We start from the raw sequence: 25,766 nt of genomic DNA on the forward strand, positions 1-25,766 counted from the left end.
TCTCCCCACGTCCAAATTTATAAAAGCTGCAGCAAATGGCGTTGTAATTGTTCTAGATACGGTAATTTAAATGTACGCAGATGTCCACGTAAAGCCGAAATATCCTGAATGGTTTTATAGGTGCTGCTGGCCTGAAACAGGTTCTGGCTACCTATATAGCACAGGATTTTCTGTTCAGGATGAAACAGCAGATCGCCGGGCTGCGCGTTCAGGAAATTGGCCAGTTTCAGCACCACCGCCGGAGTCAGCTGCCGGGCCATCTGATGAGTATCGGTGCCATAGATGTTTAACTGCCGGTTAATCTGAATATCACTGGTATGCCACGGCTGGGTATAGGGGTAGGCAAAGCTTTTACGCTGCGAGCTGAGCGCCAGTCCCTGTAACTCGACCCCAAAGACAATGGCACCCCACAGGAATTTTTCAATTTCTTTGAGCCGCATTTTGTTGCCATTCTGGTCTTGGACCTGAATTTCAGAGACATAGCGATATTCAAACAGCATCACCTGATGGGTCTGGCCCTGTTCATCCTGCCAGTGGGTCAGAGCATAGCGGCGAATGTCATTGCTGAGATTGCCTTGCTGGAACAGCGGAAACAGCTGTTTGATTTGCGCAATAAAACGGACCGGCTGGAAGATGATCTGTTCATGCCGGGGAATGCTGTTAAAGGCCAACTGATACTTGAGCGCCAGTGCCTGTTGCTCCAGTTCCTGAATGGCATTGGTGATTGGGCGGCTGGATTCATAACAGAGAAACGCACCAAAGATCAAAAGGCCTCCCAGCAGCAGACACAGCTGCAAGGCCCAGTGCGCCGGGGCCAGCCAGAACAGCAGGATCAGTATCAGGCCGATGATGCCAAGCAAAATTGGCAGCTTGTTTTCAAAACGCAGGCTGATCGGGGCATTCCAGGGATGCAGCCGGTCAAGCAGTTCCTGCTGGGATTTGGCTTGTGCACCAATTTCCCAGAGCCGGGCGAGATTATTCCACACCAGCTGATTCTTCTTGCGGCGAATATGAATGCTGTGCTGAATATTCTCGATTGGCATGGGGCAGTGTTCTAGCTGTGGGCCTGATCAATCAGCATGGCATCGCCATAACTAAAGAAACGATAGCGTTCAGCCACAGCATGTTGATACGCCCGCATGACATTTTCACGGCTCGAAAGCGCAGACACCAACATTAATAAGGTGGATTCAGGCAAGTGGAAATTGGTGATCAAACGATCCACCACTTTAAATTTATAGCCCGGATAAATGAAAATCTGGGTATCACCGGTCCAGGCGGCCAGTGTGCCGCCATGTGCCTGTGCTGCACTTTCGACTGCACGGGTGGCCGTGGTGCCAACTGAAATGACTTTATTGCCACGTGCTTTGGCCTGCTGGATCATCTCCACAGCGGCGGCTGGTACATCACACCATTCGCTGTGCATGATATGGTTTTCAATATCAGTAGTACGTACCGGCAGGAAGGTTCCAGCACCGACGTGCAAGGTTACAAAGGTTTTTTGAATGCCTTTGGCTTCAAGCTTGGCCAGCAGTTCGGCATCAAAATGCAGGCTGGCAGTCGGGGCGGCAACACTGGCCAATTTGGTCGGATCATTAAATACGGTTTGATAGCGTTCGGTATCAATCGCTTCTGCTTCACGGTTAAAGTACGGTGGAATAGGCAGGGCACCGTAGCGATCCAGCACCTCTAGAATGGGCTGGGAAAACTCGACAATAAACAGGTTCTCATGCCGGCCTTGTACCGTGACTTTCACTTCATCTGGACCAATGAAGAGTTCAGCACCAGCTTTTGGTGAATTGCTGGCTTTAATATGACAATGCGCAATAAACTGATCTTGCATACGTTCAACCAGCACTTCCACAGCGCCACCGGTAGCACGTTTACCTTTCAGGCGGGCTTTCATGACTTTGGTGTCATTTAAGACCAGCACATCACCAGCTTCAAGTAAATTGACAATATCGGTAAATTGATGATCTTGATACTGACCTTCGGCATTGACATGCAGCAGGCGTGAGGCGCTGCGCTGTTCCAGCGGGTAACGGGCAATCAGTTCATCAGGGAGATCGAAATTAAAATCAGAAAGTTGCATGGTTAAATAAATGCGCAAAACAATAACAGGATTGGGCGTAGTATATGCGTTTTTTGGTTTTATCGCTGAAATTGCCTAATTATAAGACAAAAAAAATCGGGTTGATTTATTTTTAAACAAATATGGGAGGCGAGCGTTGACAAGCGGGTGAAACAGTTTATTATACGCATCAACACCTTCCCGAGGTGGTGAAATTGGTAGACGCGGCGGACTCAAAATCCGCTGTCAGAGATGACGTGTCGGTTCGAGTCCGACCCTCGGGACCACAGATTCTAAAGAACCCCAAGCATATTCAGACTTGGGTTTTTTTATTGCCTGAAAAATAAGAAGAATCAGATTATTCTAAAAAATGTTCGGGTGTCGTAACGTGGAAAGGATGAATAATCAAGATACCTATCAAGATATAAGTAAATAGCTCCACCTTTTACGGCATCACTGAATGGTTAAATTCATCCCTGATCGCTTGTTAATCTAATGGTATTAAACATAAAAAACCGGCGCCTTAGCACCGGTTTTTTTATGAGTTGACTAACAAAGGTCAGTCAAATCCAGTTTAAGCTTGTAATGAAGCCAGCGTTGCATTCAAGGTTTCGCTTGGACGCATCACGGCATTTACTTTCGCTTGATCTACCGCGTAGTAACCGCCGATATCTACTGATTTGCCTTGGACTTCTGCAAGTTCAGCCACGATTTTCTCTTCATTTGCAGCTAAAGCTTGTGCAAGTGGAGCAAATTTCGCTTTCAGTTCAGCATCTTCGTCTTGTGCAGCAAGTTCTTCTGCCCAGAATTTTGCCAGGTAGAAGTGGCTGCCACGGTTGTCCAGCTCGCCAGTACGACGTGATGGAGATTTGTCGTTGTCCAGCAGTTTGCCTGTTGCAGCATCTAAAGTCTTCGCCAGAAGTTTCGCTTTCGCGTTGTCTTCTTTAATGCCAAGCTCTTCTAGAGATACCGCCAGTGCCAGGAACTCACCTAAAGAATCCCAACGTAAGTGGTTTTCTTCAACTAGCTGTTGTACGTGTTTTGGTGCAGAACCACCGGCACCTGTTTCGTACATACCGCCACCAGCCATTAACGGCACGATTGACAGCATCTTCGCAGATGTACCCAGTTCCATAATCGGGAACAGGTCAGTCAGGTAGTCACGTAAGATGTTACCAGTTACAGAAATGGTATCCAGGCCACGAGCAACGCGCTCAAGCGTATAACGCATTGCACGGACTTGTGACATGATCTGGATGTCTAAACCGTCTGTATCGTGATCTTTCAGGTATTTTTGTACTTTCTTGATCAGTTCATTTTCGTGTGGACGGTACGGGTCTAACCAGAAGATGGCTGGCATACCAGAGTTACGTGCACGTGTAACAGCCAGTTTCACCCAGTCGCGGATTGGTGCGTCTTTCACCTGACACATACGCCAGATGTCGCCTTCTTCCACGTTTTGAGACATCAACACTTCACCTGTTTCCAGATCCGTGATGTTGGCAACACCCGCTTCAGGAATTTCGAAAGTCTTGTCGTGTGAACCGTATTCTTCCGCTTTTTGCGCCATCAGACCAACGTTAGGCACAGTACCCATGGTACGTGGGTCGAAGTTACCATTCCATTTACAGAAGTTGATCATTTCCTGGTAAATACGCGCGAAAGTCGATTCTGGCATTACTGCTTTACAGTCGTAAGGCTTGCCGTCAGCACCCCACATTTTACCGCCAGAACGGATCATTGCTGGCATAGATGCGTCAACAATTACGTCGTTCGGAGAGTGGAAGTTAGTGATGCCTTTTGCAGAATCCACCATCGCCAGTGCAGGACGGTGTTCTTGACACGCGTGCAGGTCTTCGATGATTTCTTCACGTAAAGAAGTTGGCAGGGTTTCGATCTTCTCGTAAAGACCGGCCATACCATTATTGACATTAATGCCTAACTCGTCGAACAGTTTGCCATGTTTTTCGAAAGCATCTTTGTAGTAAATTTTCACACAGTGACCGAATACGATCGGGTGTGAAACTTTCATCATGGTCGCTTTTACGTGTAAAGAGAACAGGATGCCGGCTTCTTTACAGTCATCCAATTCTTTTTCATAGAAGTCGCAAAGCGCTTTTTTGCTCATGAACATCGAGTCGATGATTTCACCGTCTTGCAGCGCAACTTTTGGCTTCAGAACAATGGTTTCACCTGACTTGGTGATCAGTTCCATTTTCACGTTACGCGCGCGGTCTAAAGTCATGGACTTTTCGCCATGGTAGAAGTCGCCTTCGTCCATGTGAGAAACGTGAGTTTGTGACCACTGTTTCCACTCGCTCATTGAGTGCGGGTGTTTTTTCGCGTAGTTCTTTACCGCAGTTGGTGCGCGACGGTCAGAGTTACCTTCACGTAATACCGGGTTTACTGCAGAGCCTAAGCATTTGCCATAACGGGTCTTGATTGCCTTTTCTTCCTCAGTGGTCGGATTTTCAGGGTAATCAGGAACCGCATAGCCTTTAGACTGAAGTTCTTTAATACATGCAGTCAACTGAGCAACAGAAGCACTGATGTTTGGAAGTTTGATGATGTTCGTATCTGGATCTTGTGTAAGACGACCTAGCTCTGCGAGGTTGTCAGTGACCTTTTGCTCGTCGGTGAGGTAGTCAGAAAATTCTGCGAGCACGCGTGCGGCCACGGAGATGTCACTTTTAACGATCTCTACGCCGGCCGGCTTAGTAAAGGTCTCAATAATCGGCAGCAGCGAATAAGTCGCCAGTAATGGCGCCTCGTCAGTCAGTGTGTAAATGATGGTTGACTTTCCACCAGCCATATATAGCCCCTTGCGTTGATTGAGTTTTGAGGGGGTGAAAGTGATGAATCAGCCCCTGCGAACCGGTTTGCTTAAGTAAAACCTTGAGAGTATCGACCCTCAAGCCTTTTCAGTCAACGTAATATCCGTGATAACGACATTTCGCTGAAAAATGATGCATTTTAATTCGTGATATTTGTGCCTGATTTAAATGCACACTTGCCTGTTTGGGGAAGAAAAACACTCAAAGAGCCGCCTTTTTTCCTTCAAACTCGATCATTCCATCCAGCACATCTGCGTATTAGATTTGAATGATTAACCTGATTTTTTCAATACCAATAAGACAGATTGATCATGTGATGACGATTCACTGATCAGGCGGATATATTATCGTCCAAAAACATGAACAGAAGATGTAAAACTAAAGTAACATGGTAAACCCATTATCCGGTGAAAATTAACCCGGAAATTCTCTTAAAAATCCGATGAGTTTAAAGAAGTCATACCTATTACCACACTGAAAAAAAGTGTATAAAAATGTGTCAATTTATTTTTAACCAAAATCAGTTAAAGTAGTTTGCTGTTTAAAAAGAGATAAACAAAAGTAGTGAATTTATTTAATAAATGTAATAAAAATATACCTTTTGTTAAAATTTTTTCAGGTTACAAATTAATGAGGGAGTTTAGTTTATTCTTTTGGGTTTGGTGTTATATTCTCTGTTAAAGTTTGTTAACCGGGCTGAGCAATCGGCTTTAAAAATGGCCTAAATATTCTATAAGAATGGATCTCGGATGAGGCAGATATGAAGTTGCAGTTGCTTGAAATAGGTTCAGAAACTGAACAGCTGAGTGCATGCAGGTTGTCTCTGTTATTGGGGGTATTTACTGCCACCAATCAGATTGAGCGTTTTTTATCCTCTGCCCGTAAAATTTTAGGGGTAGAGCGTTCCGCGCTGGCCTTCGAGGGCGAACCCTATTTATGGTATGCCCATCAGGACTGTTTTAAAGCCTTTATTGCACCCGATCATATCCAGATTGTCGAATTGTTTGATGGTCAGGACTGCATTCATACCGAGCATCCTCACTATATACAACTGGTTGAGCGTATTGGCTCTTTAGGCGTAGAAGCAAAACGCTTTATGGCCTTTGATCTGAAAATGTCCGATGGTCGCTCGATTGGACAGATCCTGTTTTTCGACCAGAACGAGCAGCCTTTTTCGCTGCAGGCGATTGAAATTCTCAGTGATCTGGCCACCAATTTGGTGAATTATCTGGAGTTAAAAGCCGACCATGCCGAGCTGAAAGAAATGTATGAGCAGCAGGCCGCACTGAATTTCAGTAAAACCAAATTTTTCCAGATTATTGCGCATGACTTAAGAGCGCCGTTTCATGGCTTGCTCGGTTTTTCCGAAGTTCTGGCACAAGAACGCGAAACGCTAGATGATTCCAGTGTGCAGAATATTGCCGACTATTTATATGATACTGCGCAATCGACCTATAACCTGCTGGAAAGCCTGTTGAACTGGGCCATGGCAGAAGGCGGCCGCTTTATCTATCATCCAATTAACTTTAAGCTGCAACAGTCGTCGAAAATTGTCTGCGATGTGCTGAACAGTCTGGCGGTGAAAAAGAATATTCAGCTGATTAACCAGATTGATGATGATATTAAAGTCTATGCCGACATTAATATGATTACTTCGGTTATCCAGAACCTGGTGTCGAATGCGCTGAAATTCACCCCGACAGATGGTACCGGCAAGGTAACTTTACGCGCCGAACAGGCAGACGATGGCGTGCACATCTATATTCAGGATACTGGTCTGGGCATGAGCCAGTCGCAAATGGAACAGCTGTTCCAGGCAGCGGTTACAGCCAGTAGCAAAGGTACAGCCGGTGAAAAAGGTACTGGTCTGGGCTTAGTATTGTGTAAACGTTTTGTCGACCTGAACAAAGGCGAAATTGTGGTGGAATCCAATGAAGGCGAAGGAACCACCTTTATTGTGACCTTGCCGCAGGCCACCAGCGCGCATCAGGCTTTAATGCCGGAAGATATACAGTTCGAAAAAGTAAAAATGTAGAAAACGCAATTTTCTTTTCCTCTCTAGCCAGACTCCTGATATAACTAGAAAAAACAGTCAGCTTTGGGTGTGTGAATGAATACGGAACAATTGCGCAAAACCTTAGGTGCCAGCCAATATGCAGAACAGGTGTTGGCCAAGCACCAACCCCTCTTAGAACAAGATTATGCAGTTGACCGGTTTTTAACCCCTTTAAGCACCCAGCAGATTCAGCACACCGTGCAAACGACCTTGCAGGATATTCAGGATGAAACCGAGTGGATGCGTAGTCTGCGGATTTTACGTGCCCGGCTGATGTTTCGCTGGATCTGGCAAGATGCCAACCAGTTAACCGATGTGGTCACCCTGACCCGTGAACTGTCCGATTTCGCCGATGTCTGTGTAACAGCAGCCAAAGATTTTGCCCGGGCTCCCTTGGTGGCCAAGCATGGCGAGCCGGTGGGCTATAACGGTAAAGTACAGGACCTGATTGTGATTGCCATGGGTAAACATGGCGCGCAGGAACTGAATTTATCCAGCGATATTGACCTGATTTTTGCCTTCGATGAGCAGGGCGAAACCAACGGTCGTAAATGTATTGATGTGCAGCAGTTCTGTATTTTATGGGGACAGAAACTGATTTATCTGCTCGACCATATCACCGCCGATGGCTTTGTGTTCCGGGTCGATATGCGCCTGCGTCCCTGGGGCGATGGTTCGGCCCTAGCGATTAGCCATGTGGCGCTGGAAAAATATTTAAGCCAGCACGGCCGTGAATGGGAACGCTATGCCTGGATCAAGGCACGCATTGTCACCGGAGGCAAAGAAGGGGATGAACTGCTGGAGATGACCCGGCCGTTCGTATTCCGCAAATATGTTGATTACACTGCCTTTGAAGCCATGCGTGAAATGAAGGCCATGATTGAGCGCGAAGTGCAGCGTCGTCATCTGGAAGATGATATTAAACTCGGTGCTGGCGGGATTCGTGAAGTCGAATTTATTGTGCAGGTATTCCAGCTGATTTATGGCGGGTCCAAGCTGGAGCTGCAAGACCGGCAATGTCTGGTCAGCCTGAATCATCTGGATGAAGCTGAATTGCTAGACAGCAAAGCCGTGGCTGAACTGGAAGATGCCTATTTATTTCTGCGTCGGGTTGAACATGCGATTCAGGCGCTGAATGACCAGCAAACCCAGTCCTTACCGACCGAGCCGGAATTACGTCAGCGTTTGATCAGCACTTTAGGCTTTGCGAGCTGGCCGGATTTTATGGCTTTTCTGGATGAAAAACGTGCCAAGGTTATCTACCAGTTTGAGCATCTGATTAAAGAAAAAGAACCAGACCCGCTGGTCGAAAGTTTTAGCCAGCTGGAACAGCGCCTGAATGAAGTGCTGGATGATCAGGCCAAAAATCTGGTGCATGAATTCTGGTATGGACATGCGCTGAAAAAATTACCGGCCAAAGCGGTGCAGCGCCTGAAAACTTTCTGGCCACATTTGGTCGAAGCGGTATTGCAGTCAGATATGCCGCAAGTCGCGCTGGTACGGTTGATGCCACTGGTGGAATCGGTAATGCGCCGTACCGTGTATCTGGTGATGCTGATTGAAAGCAAAGGCGCGCTACAACGTCTGGTGAAAATGGCCACTGTCAGTCCATGGATTTGTGAAGAGCTGACCCATTATCCGGTGTTGCTGGATGAATTCCTGTCGATGGATTTTGAATTGCCGAAACGTCAGGATCTGGAAGATTCCTTGCGTCAGCAATTGCTGCGGATTGAAGTCGATCAGGTCGAAGACCAGATGCGGGTACTGCGCCTGTTTAAAAAATCCAATGTACTGGCAGTGGCAGCCAGTGATGTACTGGCCGAAAGTCCGCTGATGAAAGTTTCCGATGCGCTCACCGATATTGCTGAAGTGTCAGTCAATGCTGCCTTGCATCTGGCTTATCAGATTACCGCGAAAAAGCATGGCTTCCCGCTCGATGCTGAAGGCCAGCGCTGTACGCTGGATCATATGGCTTTTACCGTGATTGGTTATGGCAAGGTAGGCGGGATTGAACTTGGTTATGGCTCAGATCTGGATCTGGTCTTTATTCATTATATGGATGAACAGGCCGATACCGACGGGCTCAAACCCATCAGCGGTTTTGAGTTTGCGATGCGGGTGGGGCAAAAGTTTGTGTCATTGATGACCACTCAGACTTTAGATGGCCGCGTTTATGAAGTCGATACCCGGTTACGTCCGTCTGGGGAAGCAGGATTACTGGTCACCAGCCTGAAAGCCTTTGAGCATTATCAGCTAAAAAGTGCCTGGCTGTGGGAGCATCAGGCGCTGGTACGCGCGCGCAGTATTGCCGGTGAACGCTGCCTTCGGGACAAGTTTGAGCAGCTACGCTGCCGGATTCTGACCCAGCCACGTGAACAGGCGCATGTGCGTGCTGAAGTGCTGAAAATGCGCCAGAAGATGAAAGACCATCTCGGTTCATCAAATGAGCAAAAAAAAGATGGAATTTTTCATTTAAAACAGGATGCAGGTGGTATCGTTGATATCGAATTTATGGCACAGTATGCGGTGTTAGCGTGGAGTGGGACGAATAAAGATCTCGCCCATTACTCCGACAATGTACGAATCCTTGAGGATGCCGCAAAGACAGGTTGCTTATCCAGCAACGATGCGACTGCTCTGATTCAAGCTTATCTCCGTGAACGCGCAGAGAGCCACCGCTTAGCCCTTGCAAATCAATCCATGCAAGTGTCTGCAAGCGACTGGCACGATACCCGAATGACCGTTTGCAAGTTATGGCAAAGACTGATTGATCCAGCTGCAGCATTTGCGCTGGAGAGTGAATAATTGTGAAAAATTGGAGTTTATGGCATGAATTTGGCTGATCGTGATGGTTTTATTTGGCAAGATGGACAACTGGTTGACTGGCGTGAGGCCAAAACTCACGTGTTGACCCATACCCTGCATTACAGCATGGGTGTGTTTGAAGGTGTCCGTGCCTATGAAACCCCGAATGGAACGGCTATTTTCCGTCTAAAAGAGCACACAAAGCGTTTGTTAAATTCTGCAAAAATTTATCAAATGAAAGTGCCGTTTGATCAGGCAACTTTAGAGCAAGCACAAATTGATGTGGTGCGTGAAAATAAACTGGCATCTTGCTATTTACGTCCAATCATCTTTATTGGTTCTGAAAAACTCGGTATTGCGGCAACAGACAACACTATTCATGCCGTGGTTGCAGCGTGGAGCTGGGGTGCTTACTTGGGCGAAGAGGCAATGGCGAAGGGTATTCGCGTAAAAACTTCATCATTTACCCACCATCATCCAAACGTGACCATGTGTAAAGCCAAAGCGTCTGGTAACTATACGCTGTCGATTCTGGCGCACCAAGAAGTGGCGCATTCAGGTTATGACGAAGCGATGCTGCTGGATCCACAAGGTTATGTGTGTCAAGGTTCAGGCGAAAACGTATTCCTGGTTAAAGATGGCGTGATTCATACCCCAGATATCGCTGGTGGTGCGCTGGATGGGATTACCCGTCAATCGATTATTACCATTGCTAAAGACTTGGGTTATGACGTGGTTGAGCGCCGTATTACCCGTGACGAATTCTATATTGCCGATGAAGCCTTCTTTACGGGTACGGCTGCAGAGGTCACCCCGATTCGTGAATACGATGACCGTCAGATTGGTGAAGGTGTTCGTGGTCCAATCACCACGCAAATCCAGAAAGCCTACTTTGATGCAGTGCAGGGCAAAGATCCGAAATATGCACACTGGTTAACTTATGTAAAATAAGTGCAAACTGTAAAAAAGGACTCAGATGAGTCCTTTTTTATGGGCTGGGAAATACTCTTAATCATCCATACCAAAAATATCGCGGCTATAGACTTTTTCCAGCACATCCGCCAGCTCATCGGATTGACGGTTGGCAACAATCACATCGCTATATTGTTTAAAATCATTCAGATCCTGCATAACTTTGGAGTGAAAGAATTCATCTTCCTGCAAGGTCGGCTCGTAAATCACCACTTCCACGCCGCGGCCTTTGATGCGTTTCATCACCCCCTGAATGGCCGATGCCCTAAAGTTGTCTGAACCACTTTTCATGACCAGACGGTAAATACCGACCACTTTCGGGTTGCGTTGCAGGACGGACTGGGCAATAAAATCTTTACGGGTGGCATTGGCATCGACAATGGCCTGAATTAAATTGCTCGGTACATTGTGATAGTTGGCCAGCAGCTGTTTGGTGTCTTTCGGCAGGCAGTAGCCGCCGTAGCCAAAGGACGGGTTGTTATAATATTTGCCAATCCGCTGATCCAGACAGACGCCGTCAATAATCTGTCGGGTATCCAGCTGAAACAGCTGCGCATAGGTGTCCAGCTCATTGAAATAGGCCACGCGCATAGCTAGATAGGTGTTGGCAAACAGCTTGATGGCTTCGGCTTCGGTGGAGCCGGTAAACAGCACCGGGCAGTCTTTTTTGATGGCACCTTCGAGTAGCATATCGGCAAAGAGCCGGGCACGCTCTGACTGCTCGCCGACAATAATCCGTGAGGGATACAGGTTGTCGTGTAGGGCTTTGCCTTCACGTAAAAACTCCGGTGAAAAAATGATGTTGCCGCTGCGATATTTCTGTTTGATTTTTTCAGTAAATCCGACCGGGACGGTGGATTTGATGATCATGGTGGCGCAGGGGTTAATCGACAGTACATCCTGAATCACGCTTTCAACACTGTCGGTATTAAAATAATTGGTCTGCGGATCGTAATCGGTCGGCGTGGCGATAATCACATAATCGGCATCCTGATAGGCATCGGCCTGATGCAGGGTGGCTTTAAAATTCAGGTCTTTATTTTTCAGGAAGTCGCTAATTTCAGGGTCTTGCAGGGGAGAAATACCATAATTCAGCAGTTCGACTTTTTCAGGAATGATATCGAGCGCCACCACTTCATGCTGCTGTGCAAAAATCATGGCATTGGAAAGGCCAACATAGCCGGTACCGACAATACTAATTTTCATAATCTATTGTTGTTCTGCGATGAGTTCTAATCTGCATCTTGAATGTGCAAGTTCGATGACGCTTTTCTGACAGTTATTTTGCAGTGGCTTTTCTTTGCAGCCATTCTGCTAATTTGTAACTCTGTGATATGATGGCGCCATTGCTCAGGTGGATCATGCGGCATGGCTTTACATGAAACAGAGATGAACTCTCAATCTTCTTTAATGCAGGAACAGAATGTTGTTCTGTGCATGAAATGGGGAACCAAATACGGTTCGGAATACGTTAACCGTTTGTACAATATGGTCAAACGCCATACCACAGTCGACTTTAAAATGGTCTGCCTGACTGACCGTACTGAAGGCATTAATCCGGAAGTAGAATGTTTTCCGATCCCGCCGCTGGCTTTGCCAGAAGGGGCGCCTGAGCGTGGCTGGAACAAGCTGTCGACGTTTGAGCCAGATTTATATGGCTTGACAGGTAATGCGCTATTTCTGGATTTAGATGTGGTCATTGTCGACAATATCGACGCATTTTTTACCCATCCGGGTGATTTTCTGATTATTCATGACTGGAAACGTCCATGGCGAATTACCGGCAACAGTTCAGTCTATCGTTTTAAACTGGGTGCTTTTCCGGGATTATTGCCGTATTTCCGTGAGCATTTTGATGAGATCCGTCAGAAGTTCCGTAATGAACAGGCGTATTTGTCCTGGTATGTCGATCAGGAGAAAAAATTAAGCTACTGGCCAGAGAGCTGGTGTAAAAGCTATAAATATCATTGTCTGCAAAAGATTCCGATGGCCTATTTTAAGCCGCCGGTGAAACCGGAAGGTGCCAAAATTATTATTTTCCATGGCGAAATTAATCCACCAGATGCAATTCATGGCGGTGGAGGAAAATGGTATCGCTATGTGTTGCCATCGGATTGGATTAAAGAGGCTTGGCAGTAGTCAATTTCGGGTTGTAGATAAATGCCTGTAAGAAAGAAAAGTAAATTTGAACAATGGTTTTCATTCAGTCGCCATCAGCGCCGTTTTGGTGCAGATAAAGTATATGCACAATTCAATGATGTAGATCTGGATAAACTAAAGACGACAAGAATAGAAGGCACTGAGTTAACGTATACACATGGCTCAGCAAAAGATTTAAATGAGCATATTGAGCAATTGAAACAGGAATTTGTCGGACAGCCTCAACTGAATCATTATCATGCCAGTTTGATTGTGCTGATTCGCCGTGAAGTCGATAGCCAAAATAATTATGCAAAATTTAAGGCTTTATGGCTGGCTGAACGAGATTTCCTGTTGCGTTCCTTAAATATTCGCTGGCTGATTTCTGCCTGCGATACTTTTATTGATTTTGATGAAGATGCCTGTTTAAAGGCAACGTTAATGAATGCTGTGGTTTTAATTAACACACTCAAGTTGCAAGAAACAGAGCGCTTTTTGTGTGATCAATCCATAACGGAGAATCCAAAACATCAGCAGCATTTGCAGCATCAGCGTTATGCCTTGTTTGATGGGACCTCCGCATTTGCAGTAGGTACCGATGATACCTTGCGAAATATGCGTTGGCGTTTGGAAAAGGTCTGTGAAATTCATCCACTTGGGCAAATTGTGATTGAGATTTTTGACCGTTTACAACGTGATGAAAATAACAATGTGTATTCACGTTTTAAGCAACGACATACGCGTGAAAAAACACGCTGGTGGTAACAGATGCAAGTACTGATTATCAATTTGGCGCGTTCAACTGAACGCTTGGCCTTTCAGCAGAAACAATTTGCTCGGCTCGGACTTTCTTTTCAGCGTTTAGATGCAGTATCGGTTGATGAGATTAGTGAAGAGGTCTATCAACGATTAGGTTTTGGTTGGCAACGACCACTCCGTAAAGTTGAAGTGGCCTGTTTTTTGAGTCATCAGAAAGCATGGGAAATCGTAGTTCAAACCAATGCGCCAGCGCTGATTTTAGAAGATGATGCAGTCTTAGCTAGTCATGTACCTCAGCTACTTGAAGACATTGAACATCATAATTTTAAAGATATTGATCTGATTAATTTTGAAGTCAGAAGCCGGAAGAAAATTATTTCTAAAACGCCAGTCTATTCTTTTGCAAATAGTCAGACCAACCTGTTCGAGTTGTATCAGGATCGGACAGGTGCAGCAGGCTATATTTTGTATCCCTCCGGTGCTCAAAAATTATTAGATAAGCTTGAAACATCTGCACCCGCCATCGCAGATGGATTTATTTTTAGTCATTATGGTTTAAATAGTTTACAAGCTGAGCCAGCTGCAGTGATTCAAGAAGATCAGCTAGCGGCTTATGGTTTAGTGCCTGAGGAACAGTTTGAGTCGGTGATTGGGCGTTCTGAACATCATAAACCTGTGTATGCATCTGCTGCGGAAAAAAGAAAATTTAAGACTAGACGTCTTGCAGGGCAGTGGGCAATGGCTTGTCGTTATGTGCAAGTGATGTTTAAAGCGCAAAAGCGTTTTATTGCTTTAGATAAAAACAAATTCAAACAGGTTTAATTGCCAATGAAAAAGAAAGTAATTCTTGCAATTTTTACTCTGCAAGGGAATGGAGCTGAGCGCTTTGCATTAACCCTTGCCAAAGGCATTAATGATGCGGGGTATGAAGCTCATATTATTTATTTTAAAGATATTATTGATTTGCCGATTCCTGAAGGTGTAAAAACACACTTTTTTAATTACCAAAAATTCCGTGCTATTCCTAAATTTATGCGGGCAAATATTGCAGCTAAAGCATTTGATAAATTTATTCTAAACGAGATTGGTACTCCTGATCTGGTTCTCTCAAATTTATTCCCTGTAGATTTTGTTTTGTGCAAAAGTAAGCTGCCAAATGTACATCTAGTTATTCATAATACAACTAGTCAGGAATATGCTGGTCGTTTAGATAATAAAATGATGAAACAGCTCAAAAAGGTTTATTTAGCCAAGCCTTGTGTTGGGGTGAGTCAAGGTGTTACAGATGATTTTAAACAGCTTTTTGAAACTGAAAACATCTCAACTATTTATAATCCAATTGATGTAGCCCAGGTGCTTGCAACAGCAGATGAATATCATCCTGAGCTGCAAGGTGATTATATTGTGAACGTGGGCAAGTTTAAGCCACAAAAGCGTCAGGATATTTTGATTCGTGCTTATGCACAGGCAAATGTAAAAGAAAAATTAGTGCTTGTGGGGACAGGGGAGCTTTTGCCGAACTGTCAGCAATTAGTCAAAGAACTGCACATTGAAGATCGTGTGATATTTACCGGCTTTAAAAAGAACCCTTATCCTTATATGAAGCATGCCAAATTGATGGTGCTTTCATCCGATTTTGAAGGATTGGGGCTTGTTATTTTGGAAGCGTTGGCTTTGGGGACACCTGTGATCAGCACAGATTGTCCATCAGGGCCGAGTGAAATTTTAGCTGCAGAGGATTTAGTTGCAGTCGGTGATGTTGCTGCCTTAGCAGATAAAATGGTGACCACTTTACAACAAACAGAACAACGTCAAATCCAGCTTGATCAACGTTTTTTACCCGATACTGCCGTGCGTCAATATTTAGATTTGATTGTTTAAGCTCAATTATCGCTGATACGGTCGTCCTAAGCGTTTTTTAATGGAGCGTACCAGACGACTCATGAATTTGGATAGGTAAAAACCATACAGGCCGAAAGCTAAACAGTGATATAACATCCGGTTGTGTTCATTTTGAATCAAATCACTAGCTTGGGGTAATTGTTGGATAGCACCTGCAAATTTGCTCCAATTGTGTTTTGCGCACTGTTTATTTTTAAATTTAGTGCTTTGATATATATAAATATAAAAGAAATGCATTAATGGAATGATGAAAATTACCTGTGCTTTGGTCTTTTCAATCAAGGTTGGGATGAGTTGCTCAAGGCATTGCAGTGATCGATCAATATTGGACGCATTTTTGCAATTGGTGGCACTGCTGGCACGTATACGGTAGCCATATAAAGCGGCTTGGATTGTATAGAAAGAGCGGGCTTGCATGATGACATCTGGAATCGTGGCTGCATCTTCATAATGACTGAGTTTAGGAAATTCGATGCCTTGAAAAAGTGAGGCTTTATAGAGGTGAATGCCTGAAAACCAACGGTTTACATTAAAAATATCAATCAGTGTCTGCTGATGCTGCTGCGTTTGATCAAGGACCTGCTGAGGAATAAATGGATGTGAGATTGGCGTGAGATCTTCAGAGAGACTTTGATAGCCAAAACTGATGACATCGGCATCACTTGCAATCGCTCGCTGAATTTCTTGTGCATAAGCCGGCAACAGCACATCATCTGAATCCAAAAACGTGAGATACTTGCCTTGCGCATGTCTAATACCTAAATTTCTAGCAGCAGCCACCCCAGCATTTTGCTGCTGGAGAATTTTAATATTTTTGATGTGTGTTTGTGGCTGTTGCTTCAGGTATGTGCTGAGGACATCGATCGAATGATCCGTTGAACCATCATCAACACAAATCACTTCAATGTCATCGGTTAATTGAGCAATGACACTTTGAATACAATCAAGGATATACTGCTCAACATTATAAATAGGAATGATGATGGTTAAGTTAAACATGTGAACAGTGATCATCCTGAATCAGACTTAAGAATTTCCCGACCATATTTTCATTACTAAGCAATGTTTTATCAAAATTTAAAGCGGGGTATTGGGCGAGATTCTGATCTATTTTTTCAGCTAATGCATCTATATTTTGTGGCTGAACGAGATTATCTTTTAAATTTGCAATACTTAATTGATGATCAATTGCATCACTGACGTAATAAGCCACTACGGGTACATCCAAATACAGTGCTTCTGAAATAACAAGACCGTAGCCTTCACTTTGTGAACTGGAAATCAGCAAGCGGCTTTGTTGGATATATGCATATGGGTGATTGACCCAACCCAAAAACTCAACACGATCTTCAATCTCTAGTTGTTTGCATAACGCCTGTAAATCTGTTTTTAACTCTCCATCGCCAATAATCAGCATATTTTTTGCTGTCTTAGATTGGGCAAATGCCCGGATGGCATGATCTGGCTGTTTTTCATGACTTAAACGTCCGACAAATACACAGTCCCAATGTTTTTGAGGGGCGGCTAATTTATGTTGATCAATCTGTGTGATATCAATGCCATTATAAATCGTTGTCAATTGTGCATTAGGTAACAGTCGTTGATAGTCTTTTTCCAAGTCTTGATTGACGGTGATGATCTTTTTGCCATCAAATAGCCGAATAAAATATTTTTTCTCCAAATAGTAGCGTCGATATTCTTTATACCATCGAAACAAATTTGCGGTGGGTTGTCTGTAAGGTTTAAAAATTTCACCATGTATCCATAGCCAAACATTGCCGTGAATGACATGGGAAAGACAAAATGCAAATGCATGAGAAAGAAGAATAAGATCAGGTTTTTGCGCAGCAATGATTGTTTTTATTTTTTCGACATCAGCATCCGGTAAGGTGCACTTTCTTAATAATTTGCCTGTATAAAGGGATGCGTCAAAGTCTGGGCAAATCAGGGTCAAGGCATCAGGAATATCGATCTTTATATCGTTTGGATTTAATGGAACAATTGTGACTTGATGACCTTGTTTGGTTAAATGAATAGCTGTATCAAGAAGAATCTTTTCTGCACCACCACCTTTTAAGTGGTCAACGATACACAGAATTCGATAGGGGCGAGATGCATTTTTCATCATAATCGACCAAAGCAGAAGATGGGTGTTTTATGTTATTTGTAAAGATTAGAGGGTGTGCCTTCTAAATTGCGAAAGCGCTTATAACTCCATAAATACTGTTCTGGAGCGGCATTAATCATGCGCTCCATTTCTTTATTAAGCGTATCGACTGAAAGCTGCAAATCTTTGGCATTAATCTCTGCAGATAAGGTCTGCACATGCAGCTCAAAGCCACTTAAATCTTCACGGCGTAAACAGCTTAAGCCAATCACTGAACACTGGGTCTTGGCTGCCAGTTTAGAGAGCAAGGTAGAGGAAAGTGCATTCTGACCAAAGAAAGGTGAATAAATACCACCCGACTCTTTAGGCACATGATCTGGTAAAATTGCGGCAAATCCACCTTGTTTTAAATGCTTAAATAAGGCACGTACGCCTGTTTCATCGGTGGGTACCAGTGTGGCATTAAGACGCTGCCGTGCTTCCAGCATAAACCGGTCTACATCCGGATTTTTGCTCGGTTTATACATAATGACCGGTGCAGTATGTAAATTCACCCAGGCATTCATCAATTCCCAGGTACCAAAATGCGGCACCACTGCCAAGGTCCCATTCGGGTTTTGCAGTGCGTCTAAAAAAATATCTTCTCCATGCACGACCTTGATCTGTTCAAGGGCAAACTCCGGTGCAGAACCCCAAATCTTGACCGATTCTGCATAGGTCATACATTGGCTTTTCAGGCTACGCTTTGTGAGCTGATCCCGTTCTGATTCGGATAACTCCGGATAAGCAGACTTTAAATTAATTTCTGTCACACGTCGGGCAGAGGAGTTGCTCACATACAGCAACCAGCCCACAGATCGGGCAGTGACCTGAATCAAGCGCAGGGGGAGTTTGGAGAAATTTTTAAGAAGGGAATACATGAATCAAGCAAGAGTCCGCGCAATTATGGTCGATCTGCATTGCCTTTTAAGACCATATAAATCAGTCCGACAAAAATCAGCAAGGCGCCGATAATACTACTCAGGCTGAAATACACAATACGGTCATTGGTATCAAGCGCAAACAGGTTGTTCGCCAAGATATAACGCATGAACAGCCATTGTACAATCGAAAAGACAATGAGCATGATGCCGCGGTTACGTACTGCAGGACGCATTGCCATCGCTGAATCACCTAAGAATGAAAACTGCAGTTATTATGCCATTGCTCGGCAGTGATCTCAATGTAATAAAAAAGCCCCGCAAGTGCAGGGCTTCTTTAGAATGACAAGCTATTATTCTTGAGATTCCGCTTTTGGTTTTTCACGTAAGCGAATACCCAAATCACGCAGTTGAGTCGCTTCAACTGGTGCTGGTGCTTGAGTCAATGGACATTCAGCAGTCTTGGTTTTCGGGAATGCAATCACATCACGAATAGACGCACCGCCGGTCATCAGCATCACTAAACGGTCCAGACCGAATGCTAGACCACCGTGTGGAGGCGCACCGTAACGTAAAGCATTTAGTAAGAAGCTGAATTTCTCTTCAGCTTCTTCTTCACCAATACCTAAAGCTTCAAAGATGGCTTTTTGCATTTCCAGGTTGTGAATACGCAGTGAACCACCACCGATTTCAGTACCGTTTAATACCATATCGTAAGCGACAGACAGCGCAGCACCCGGGTTGTTCTTCACTTCTTCAACGCTTGATTTTGGCAGCGTGAATGGGTGATGCACAGAAGTCCATTTGCCATCATCAGTTTCTTCGAACATTGGGAAATCAACCACCCAAAGCGGAGCCCATTCGCAAGTTGAAAGATTCATGTCGTGACCAATCTTGACACGAAGCGCGCCCATTGCATCATTCACAACTTTGGCTTTATCTGCGCCGAAGAAGACGATGTCACCATTTTCAGCACCAACGCGTTTTAAGAGATCCAGCACGATTGGCTCGATAAATTTCACGATTGGTGATTGCAGGCCTTCGATACCTTTTTCAAGTTCGTTCACCTTGATATACGCCAGACCTTTGGCACCGTAGATACCCACGAATTTGGTGTATTCATCAATTGCACTACGTGGCAGTGAACCTGCACCTGGAACGCGAAGCGCCACGATACGGCCTTTCGGATCTTTGGCAGGGCCAGCGAATACCTTGAACTCAACGTCTTGCATTAAATCTGCAACATCAATCAGTTTCAACGGAATACGCAGGTCCGGTTTGTCGGATGCATAGTCACGTATCGCATCGGCATAGGTCATACGCGGGAATTTGTCGAATTCAACGTTTAGAAGCTCTTTGAACATCTTCACGGTCAAACGTTCCATCAGATCCATGATGTCATCATCGCTCATGAACGATGTTTCAACGTCGATCTGGGTAAATTCTGGCTGACGGTCCGCACGTAAGTCTTCGTCACGGAAACATTTGGCGATTTGGTAATAACGGTCAATACCACCTACCATCAATAACTGTTTGAACAGCTGTGGTGATTGTGGCAGTGCGTAGAAGCTACCGTTAGACACACGACTTGGAACCAGGTAGTCACGTGCACCTTCAGGCGTTGCACGAGTCAAAATTGGAGTTTCAACGTCTAGGAAACCGTTGTCTTCGAAGTAGTTACGAATCAAGTTGGTCAGTTTAGAACGGAAACGTAAGCGCTCTAACATTTCTGGACGACGGATGTCCAGGAAGCGGTATTTCAGACGGATTTCTTCAGAAATATTGGTGTTTTCATCATTCAGTGGGAATGGCGGCGTTTCAGATTGAGCCAGCACTTCAATTTCTTTGCCCAATACTTCAATCTGGCCACTGACCATATTGGCATTTTCAGTACCCGCATAACGGCGGCGTACACGGCCTGTAATTTTTAATACGAATTCAGAACGAGCTTTATCTGCTGTGGCAAATGCTTCTGGGGTATCCGGGTCGATAACCACTTGTACCAGACCATCACGGTCACGCATATCCAGGAAGATCACCCCACCGTGGTCACGGCGACGATGTACCCAACCACACAAGGTTACGGTTTGGTCGATTTGAGCTTCGGTTAAAGAACCGCAGTAATGAGTTCGCATCATAGCGTAAAAAATCCAACTATATGGGTTAATGACAGCGCATACGTAAACAGCGTACCGCTTGAAGTAAATGTTGGATTATGCCTCTTTGCAGGTTTTGTCACAAGAACTAGCGTGAAAAACCCGGCAATTTCCTGCTATTTCGAGTTAACCGAACTCATGATTGCGGTCCAGAATCTGAAATAAAATACAGCCCGTGGTTAAAATGATTAAGGCACCCTGACTAAACTCATTAAAAGCCCGGCCCAGAAAATAATAACGATGGCTATACCACAGTTCATCACTGAAATAGCGGGCATAATCCCAGACCGAATAAGCACCTAGCAAAATGGCCAGGCCAATCAGGATGGCTGCCGCTTGTTTGACCCGTTGGCTCACTGGCCAGTGCTGACGATAGTGCTGATAATAACGCCAGCACATCCACAGCAAAAACGGCAGGGCCAGAAGCGAACTGCCAATCTGCAAGATAAAATGCAGTGGATAGGTCTGGGAAAACCAGGACACCGGCTGGCTTAAAAGGTCATGAAAGGCAAAAGTGCGAAAGTCGACGTGAGTTAAACCATCCCAAATTAAATGGGTGGCATTGCCCAGCAATAGCCCGAGGACTACCGCAAGCAAAAAACCAAGGGCCGACTTGAACGAGTCCAGATTGAGCTCATGTTGTATGCCTAGCGCCCGATACAGCACCGGACGATAAATCAGATACCATGCCGCACAAAAAGCCAGACCCAGCCATAAATTTGGATGAACAATTGAACTCCATAAATGATTCAAGCCGCCCTGATCGGTGGTAAATAAACGGCTTAAATCGGGCAGCATACAGCCAATAGCGAGGGCCGCAATGGGAAGACGATGGCCTGTCAGCTGGGCAATGGGGGGTGCTAAAACTGCATGAGATAAGGTAAAGGGCATACAGGCGTAGACAATAAAAACGGAAAAATCCGCGAGGCCCTATAGCTTAACCAAGCAAAGATGAATTTTATGTTTTTTATTGCAAAACAGTTGGAATGTTATATTATAACATTATTCAAATTTGTTACTCTGAGCCTGAGTCATGTCCTTCCATAAGAATTTAATAACACTGTCTATTTTTGCTGTTGTGACCCCTGTGGTTTTTGCAGATGAGGCGAATCTATCCAATGCACAGCAACTTGAAACCATCCAGCTAAAAGCCCATCCTCTGGTTCAGACTGCAGCAGACTTTGCGGTAGCAGATCAGGTGGTGGAACAGAAAGTATTGGCGGAACGCCCAACAACCATTGGTGATGCACTGGCTGATGAACTGGGTGTATATTCAAATCAGTACGGCACAGGTTCAAGCCGTCCCGTGATTCGTGGTCAAGATGGCCCGCGTGTCAGAGTCTTACAACACGCATCTGAAACTGCCGATGTATCGACTTTATCTCCAGACCATACGGTTACGGTAGATCCAATTCTGGCAAAACAGGTTGAAGTGATTCGTGGTCCATCGACTTTACTCTATGGTGCTGGTACCGTCGGTGGTTTGGTCAATGTAACCGATCAGAAAATTCCAACCCAAATGCCAGCAGATGGCTTAGAGGGCACCGTCGGCGTGCGCTATAACTCGGGTAGCGATGAGAAGCTGGCCAGTGCGGGGGTAACAGCAGCAATTGGTGACAACTTTGCCTTACGTGTAGAAGGCTCCAAACGTAAAGCAAATAACTATATTACGCCGGATTACTGGGTAGAACATCATAATGATGAAGCTGGCCATGAAGATCATGATCATGGACATGATGCTGAAGAAGAACATGAAACACATTTTGATAAAGCCCGTCGTGTAGACAATACCTTTGCAGAAGGGCAAACCGTGAATATTGGCGGCTCATGGATTCATGACCGTGGTTTTGTCGGGGTGTCTTATAGCAACCGTCAGGACAAATACGGTTTACCAGGGCATAGTCATGAATATCATGACTGCCATCCTCATGGTAATGAAATTCATTGCGGCGGACATGGCGTTTCAGCTCCAGATGAGGATGGGGGCGAACATGCTCATGGTGGTCCATGGGTCGATCTGGAATCACACCGTTATGATGTCCGTACAGAACTGGATCAGCCATTTGCCGGTTTTGACAAGTTACGTGCCCATGCCAGCTATACCGATTATGAACATGACGAGCTGGAAGAAAGTGAAGTTATCAGTAATTTTAAAAGCAAAGGCTATGATGCCCGTTTAGAGTTGGTTCATAAACCAGTCGCGGGTTGGGAAGGGGTCTTTGGTACCCAATATAGCCAACAGAAAATTAATCTTGCGGGTGGTGCGGAAGAACATGATGGGCATTCTCATAGTGGCGTGCTGATGGCAGACACCAAGACCGAAAAATATAGCCTGTTCGGTTTAGAACATAAGCAGTTTGGTGATGTGCATGTGGAATTGGGTGCACGTGTAGAACATCAAAAAATTGATGTAGATTCAACTCAAAAAGACTATTCGGATACCGGTGTGTCAGGTTCAGCAGCAGCCAATTGGGAATTTGCTCCAAACTATAAGCTTTCTGTGGTTGGCTCGCATCAGCAACGTTTACCACTGGCACAAGAGTTGTATGCGGACGGTATTCACTTTGCCACCAATACCTATGAGCGTGGAAATGAGGATCTGGATGTTGAGAAGTCAAATAACCTTGAGTTAGGTCTGCATTATGAAGGTGAAAAACTCGACTATCATGTGCATGTTTATCACAACTGGTTTGATAACTATATTTATGGCTCAACAACCGACAGCGAAGGAACATTCCGTCTAGTTGATTATAAACAAGACAAAGCCCGTTTCTACGGTACAGAAGCGCAGTTAGGCTATGCCATTAACGATGCTTATAAAGTCAGCCTGTTTGGTGACTATGTGCGTGGCAAAATTGATGGTGAAAACGCACCGCGTGTACCAGCAGGCCGTTTAGGTACCAAAGTAGAAGCCGATTTTGCTGACGGCTGGTCAGGTCTGGCAGAGTACTATCATGTCTTTAAACAGGACCAGATTGCCAGCTATGAACAGGAAACCCAAGGCTATAACATGGTCAATGTCGGTCTGGCTTATGCAGGTGCCATGGCGAATAACCAGGACTACCGCGTGTTCTTTAAAGCCAATAACCTGCTGGATGATCAGGTTTATTCACACACCTCATTCCTGTCCAGCATTCCGCAAGTGGGCCGTAATTTTACCGTTGGTTTAGAATATAACTTCTAAGCAAAACTTAAATTTATTGCCAAAATCAAGAGGATGTCACGGAAATCCTCTTGAAAAAAGCCTGAAGAAAACCTAGCCTGAGTTGATTGGGTTAGGTTTTTTCTTATGCGTATCTTTCAACGAATTCACAATAAACTGAACTGGTCACCACGGCGTTATCTGGGCGTGATGATGGGCCTGCTGGCGTTAAGCTATTTATCCTCGGCGCTGTATCACACCTATAAGCCCTTACCGGATGGTTTGAATTATGCGGGACCGCTACGTCATGCCGAAGTCAAATTTCTGGCCGATCAGACCTATCTGGATGCACAGGGCCAGCAGCATTATGATCATCAGATTTTTAATGAAATGCTGCGCCTGATTGATGAAGCACAAAGCTTAATTGTGCTGGATATGTTTCTATTTAATCCGCAAACCGGGGCATCACAGGCCCAGCATCAACCGCTCAGTCAGCAATTGACCGATGCACTGATTCAAAAACGCCGTACCCACCCGGATATTGAAATCAGGCTGATTACCGATCCGATTAACTCGGTTTATGGCGGTCTTGCGCCAGAGCATTATCGGCAACTGCGCCAGGCCGGAATTGATGTGATCGAAACCAATTTAACTCCGCTACGCGCTTCCAATCCGATGTGGTCCGGATTCTGGTACATCTGCTGTCAGGGCATCCGCAATAATCCGGAGGCTGGCTGGCTGGCCAATCCGTTTGGCGAGGGCAAAATCACCCTGCGCAGTTATTCCGAGCTGCTGAATTTTAAGGCCAACCACCGTAAAACCATTGTGGTTGATACCCCGGACGGCTGGGAAGCTCTGGTGACCTCAATGAATCCGCATGATGCCAGTTCCCATCACTCCAATGTGGCGCTGGTGGTCAAAGGCAATACCGCGGTAGATATTCTGAAAACCGAGCAGTCGGTGGCGCTCATGTCCGGCAGCAATATTCCCGGGGTGATTGTCGGTGAGTTTCAGGCCGCTGCTACTGAACCGCAGGTGCAGGTGCTGACTGAAAAAGCCATTTATGATGCGACTTTAAACCTGATTAATAGCGCCAAAGCCAATGAACAGGTCGATCTGGTGATGTTCTATCTGTCCGAGCGCCAGATTATCAAAAGCCTGCTTGCAGCCCATGAGCGTGGGGTGAAATTGCGGGTGCTGCTGGATGCCAATAAAGATGCGTTTGGTCTGGAAAAGAATGGCGTACCGAACCGGCCAGTGGCAGCAGAATTACATCAGGCCGGCATTCCACTGCGCTGGTGTAATACCCAAGGCGAGCAATGTCATAGCAAAATGCTAATCAAGCGCAATGCCCAGCAACAGGAGATGATTTTAGGTTCGGCCAATTTTACCGCGCGGAATTTAAAAAATTATAATCTGGAAACCAATTTACGCGTGTTAGGCCCGGCTCAAGCTCAGGTGTTTCAAGATGCTCAGCAGTATTTTGATACCGCCTGGTCAAACTTAAATGGCCGTCAGATGAGTGTGGATTATGCCCAGTATGCCGATGAATCGACGCTGAAATATGGACTGTATCGTTTGATGGAATGGAGTGGCTGGTCGACGTTCTAACCTCCCTCATTCCAAGCTTCTGTTTGGGAGCCGTGGCTTCTGCTTATAAGAGAGCTGGAAGAATGAGTTTTCTTCCACCTTTGTAAGAGAAGGTTAAGGAGGATGTAGTGGTCAACAAATATTGGACACAGTTTTAAGTTTTTGTTCAGCCTCATAAGGACTGCCCCCTTGATTAAAATGATGTGGTCGGATGCGGTTGTAGTACTGCATTAAATAAAAACCAATGTCTGCTTTGGCTTCTTGAATGGAATGGTAACCAAGTTTTGGGATCCATTCCGTTTTAAGACTTCTA

At 45.2% G+C, this 25,766-nt stretch carries 19 protein-coding genes, 1 tRNA gene and 1 pseudogene; 10 read left to right on the plus strand and 11 right to left on the minus strand.

The features are described 5' to 3' along the window. Positions 1-17 precede the first annotated feature (17 nt). Positions 18-1,043, minus strand: a complete 1,026-nt coding sequence (locus FTU54_RS12125) for a hypothetical protein (protein WP_168390038.1) — start codon at positions 1,041-1,043, stop codon at positions 18-20. Positions 1,044-1,054: 11 nt separating this feature from the next. Beyond that, complete coding sequence (gene queA / locus FTU54_RS12130; RefSeq protein WP_168399790.1) at positions 1,055-2,092, minus strand: tRNA preQ1(34) S-adenosylmethionine ribosyltransferase-isomerase QueA; 1,038 nt, start codon at positions 2,090-2,092, stop codon at positions 1,055-1,057. A gap of 179 nt (positions 2,093-2,271) precedes the next feature. Here queA and FTU54_RS12135 point away from each other — a divergent pair. Next, positions 2,272-2,358, plus strand: a tRNA-Leu gene (locus FTU54_RS12135). 287 nt (positions 2,359-2,645) lie between these two features. Here FTU54_RS12135 and FTU54_RS12140 read toward each other — a convergent pair. Then, positions 2,646-4,883: an NADP-dependent isocitrate dehydrogenase gene (locus tag FTU54_RS12140; protein ID WP_180074797.1), complete on the minus strand. Its 2,238-nt coding sequence runs from the start codon at positions 4,881-4,883 to the stop codon at positions 2,646-2,648. Positions 4,884-5,665: 782 nt separating this feature from the next. Between FTU54_RS12140 and FTU54_RS12145 the strand changes: the two genes are divergently transcribed. The 3 genes from FTU54_RS12145 to FTU54_RS12155 all read left to right on the plus strand — a co-directional run bounded on the left by FTU54_RS12145 (position 5,666) and on the right by FTU54_RS12155 (position 10,717). Beyond that, entirely contained in the window at positions 5,666-6,940 is a 1,275-nt protein-coding gene (locus tag FTU54_RS12145; RefSeq protein WP_168395512.1) for a GAF domain-containing sensor histidine kinase, read from the plus strand. Between the two features lie 75 nt (positions 6,941-7,015). Next, positions 7,016-9,766, plus strand: a complete 2,751-nt coding sequence (glnE, locus tag FTU54_RS12150) for a bifunctional [glutamate--ammonia ligase]-adenylyl-L-tyrosine phosphorylase/[glutamate--ammonia-ligase] adenylyltransferase (protein ID WP_127800694.1) — start codon at positions 7,016-7,018, stop codon at positions 9,764-9,766. A gap of 24 nt (positions 9,767-9,790) precedes the next feature. Next, the gene (locus tag FTU54_RS12155; protein WP_005180046.1) at positions 9,791-10,717 is read left to right on the plus strand and encodes a branched-chain amino acid transaminase; all 927 of its coding nucleotides are present in this window, start codon (positions 9,791-9,793) and stop codon (positions 10,715-10,717) included. 57 nt (positions 10,718-10,774) lie between these two features. On the opposite strand, the gene FTU54_RS12160 is transcribed toward FTU54_RS12155, so the two are convergent. Further along, complete coding sequence (locus FTU54_RS12160) at positions 10,775-11,944, minus strand: nucleotide sugar dehydrogenase (RefSeq protein WP_168399787.1); 1,170 nt, start codon at positions 11,942-11,944, stop codon at positions 10,775-10,777. Positions 11,945-12,106: 162 nt separating this feature from the next. Between FTU54_RS12160 and FTU54_RS12165 the strand changes: the two genes are divergently transcribed. From FTU54_RS12165 to FTU54_RS12180, 4 genes are read left to right on the plus strand one after another with little or no spacing between them, the layout of a single operon-like run. Then, entirely contained in the window at positions 12,107-12,877 is a 771-nt protein-coding gene (locus tag FTU54_RS12165) for a glycosyltransferase (RefSeq protein ID WP_075174841.1), read from the plus strand. A gap of 21 nt (positions 12,878-12,898) precedes the next feature. Further along, complete coding sequence (locus tag FTU54_RS12170; protein ID WP_104470822.1) at positions 12,899-13,642, plus strand: hypothetical protein; 744 nt, start codon at positions 12,899-12,901, stop codon at positions 13,640-13,642. A 3-nt stretch (positions 13,643-13,645) separates the two neighbouring features. Continuing rightward, a complete protein-coding gene (locus FTU54_RS12175; RefSeq protein WP_104489280.1) occupies positions 13,646-14,458 on the plus strand; it encodes a glycosyltransferase family 25 protein in 813 nt (270 codons plus the stop codon). A 6-nt stretch (positions 14,459-14,464) separates the two neighbouring features. Next, positions 14,465-15,517 carry a glycosyltransferase gene (locus FTU54_RS12180; protein WP_168397768.1) on the plus strand — a complete coding sequence of 351 codons (1,053 nt, stop codon included), beginning with the start codon at positions 14,465-14,467 and terminating at the stop codon, positions 15,515-15,517. A gap of 6 nt (positions 15,518-15,523) precedes the next feature. Here the strand turns inward: FTU54_RS12180 and FTU54_RS12185 are convergent, their stop codons facing one another. The 6 genes from FTU54_RS12185 to FTU54_RS12210 all read right to left on the minus strand — a co-directional run bounded on the left by FTU54_RS12185 (position 15,524) and on the right by FTU54_RS12210 (position 21,612). Continuing rightward, on the minus strand, positions 15,524-16,537 hold the full coding sequence (locus FTU54_RS12185) for a glycosyltransferase family 2 protein (protein WP_158650884.1): 1,014 nt from the start codon (positions 16,535-16,537) through the stop codon (positions 15,524-15,526). Continuing rightward, positions 16,530-17,663 (minus strand): glycosyltransferase, encoded by a 1,134-nt coding sequence (locus FTU54_RS12190; RefSeq protein WP_180074798.1) that lies wholly within the window; start codon positions 17,661-17,663, stop codon positions 16,530-16,532. Before FTU54_RS12190 ends, FTU54_RS12185 begins: the two co-directional genes overlap by 8 nt. Positions 17,664-17,698: 35 nt before the next feature. Beyond that, positions 17,699-18,565 (minus strand): lysophospholipid acyltransferase family protein, encoded by an 867-nt coding sequence (locus tag FTU54_RS12195; protein ID WP_168397766.1) that lies wholly within the window; start codon positions 18,563-18,565, stop codon positions 17,699-17,701. 23 nt (positions 18,566-18,588) lie between these two features. Beyond that, on the minus strand, positions 18,589-18,807 hold the full coding sequence (locus tag FTU54_RS12200) for a hypothetical protein (protein ID WP_005180031.1): 219 nt from the start codon (positions 18,805-18,807) through the stop codon (positions 18,589-18,591). A gap of 111 nt (positions 18,808-18,918) precedes the next feature. After that, entirely contained in the window at positions 18,919-20,703 is a 1,785-nt protein-coding gene (gene aspS, locus FTU54_RS12205; RefSeq protein ID WP_127800615.1) for an aspartate--tRNA ligase, read from the minus strand. Positions 20,704-20,847: 144 nt separating this feature from the next. Continuing rightward, positions 20,848-21,612: a DUF4184 family protein gene (locus FTU54_RS12210; RefSeq protein ID WP_180074799.1), complete on the minus strand. Its 765-nt coding sequence runs from the start codon at positions 21,610-21,612 to the stop codon at positions 20,848-20,850. Positions 21,613-21,754: 142 nt separating this feature from the next. Here FTU54_RS12210 and znuD point away from each other — a divergent pair, with 142 nt between their 5' ends. Continuing rightward, complete coding sequence (znuD, locus tag FTU54_RS12215) at positions 21,755-23,905, plus strand: zinc piracy TonB-dependent receptor ZnuD (protein ID WP_168399786.1); 2,151 nt, start codon at positions 21,755-21,757, stop codon at positions 23,903-23,905. Between the two features lie 105 nt (positions 23,906-24,010). Then, a complete protein-coding gene (locus tag FTU54_RS12220; RefSeq protein WP_180074800.1) occupies positions 24,011-25,474 on the plus strand; it encodes a phospholipase D family protein in 1,464 nt (487 codons plus the stop codon). Positions 25,475-25,585: 111 nt separating this feature from the next. On the opposite strand, the pseudogene FTU54_RS15165 reads toward FTU54_RS12220, so the two are convergent. Then, a pseudogene (locus FTU54_RS15165) lies at positions 25,586-25,766 on the minus strand (IS3 family transposase); the annotation flags it as partial.

The organism is Acinetobacter sp. YH12116, from assembly GCF_013418895.1.
Lineage (GTDB): Bacteria > Pseudomonadota > Gammaproteobacteria > Pseudomonadales > Moraxellaceae > Acinetobacter > Acinetobacter indicus.

What these genes read in the sequence shown, in the direction of transcription:
- FTU54_RS12125 (WP_168390038.1), bottom strand. Translation starts at nt 1,043, where the DNA reads ATGCCAATCGAGAATATTCAGCACAGCATTCATATTCGCCGCAAGAAG.
- queA (WP_168399790.1), bottom strand. Translation starts at nt 2,092, where the DNA reads ATGCAACTTTCTGATTTTAATTTCGATCTCCCTGATGAACTGATTGCC.
- FTU54_RS12140 (WP_180074797.1), bottom strand. Translation starts at nt 4,883, where the DNA reads ATGGCTGGTGGAAAGTCAACCATCATTTACACACTGACTGACGAGGCG.
- FTU54_RS12145 (WP_168395512.1), top strand. Translation starts at nt 5,666, where the DNA reads ATGAAGTTGCAGTTGCTTGAAATAGGTTCAGAAACTGAACAGCTGAGT.
- glnE (WP_127800694.1), top strand. Translation starts at nt 7,016, where the DNA reads ATGAATACGGAACAATTGCGCAAAACCTTAGGTGCCAGCCAATATGCA.
- FTU54_RS12155 (WP_005180046.1), top strand. Translation starts at nt 9,791, where the DNA reads ATGAATTTGGCTGATCGTGATGGTTTTATTTGGCAAGATGGACAACTG.
- FTU54_RS12160 (WP_168399787.1), bottom strand. Translation starts at nt 11,944, where the DNA reads ATGAAAATTAGTATTGTCGGTACCGGCTATGTTGGCCTTTCCAATGCC.
- FTU54_RS12165 (WP_075174841.1), top strand. Translation starts at nt 12,107, where the DNA reads ATGGCTTTACATGAAACAGAGATGAACTCTCAATCTTCTTTAATGCAG.
- FTU54_RS12170 (WP_104470822.1), top strand. Translation starts at nt 12,899, where the DNA reads ATGCCTGTAAGAAAGAAAAGTAAATTTGAACAATGGTTTTCATTCAGT.
- FTU54_RS12175 (WP_104489280.1), top strand. Translation starts at nt 13,646, where the DNA reads ATGCAAGTACTGATTATCAATTTGGCGCGTTCAACTGAACGCTTGGCC.
- FTU54_RS12180 (WP_168397768.1), top strand. Translation starts at nt 14,465, where the DNA reads ATGAAAAAGAAAGTAATTCTTGCAATTTTTACTCTGCAAGGGAATGGA.
- FTU54_RS12185 (WP_158650884.1), bottom strand. Translation starts at nt 16,537, where the DNA reads ATGTTTAACTTAACCATCATCATTCCTATTTATAATGTTGAGCAGTAT.
- FTU54_RS12190 (WP_180074798.1), bottom strand. Translation starts at nt 17,663, where the DNA reads ATGAAAAATGCATCTCGCCCCTATCGAATTCTGTGTATCGTTGACCAC.
- FTU54_RS12195 (WP_168397766.1), bottom strand. Translation starts at nt 18,565, where the DNA reads ATGTATTCCCTTCTTAAAAATTTCTCCAAACTCCCCCTGCGCTTGATT.
- FTU54_RS12200 (WP_005180031.1), bottom strand. Translation starts at nt 18,807, where the DNA reads ATGGCAATGCGTCCTGCAGTACGTAACCGCGGCATCATGCTCATTGTC.
- aspS (WP_127800615.1), bottom strand. Translation starts at nt 20,703, where the DNA reads ATGATGCGAACTCATTACTGCGGTTCTTTAACCGAAGCTCAAATCGAC.
- FTU54_RS12210 (WP_180074799.1), bottom strand. Translation starts at nt 21,612, where the DNA reads ATGCCCTTTACCTTATCTCATGCAGTTTTAGCACCCCCCATTGCCCAG.
- znuD (WP_168399786.1), top strand. Translation starts at nt 21,755, where the DNA reads ATGTCCTTCCATAAGAATTTAATAACACTGTCTATTTTTGCTGTTGTG.
- FTU54_RS12220 (WP_180074800.1), top strand. Translation starts at nt 24,011, where the DNA reads ATGCGTATCTTTCAACGAATTCACAATAAACTGAACTGGTCACCACGG.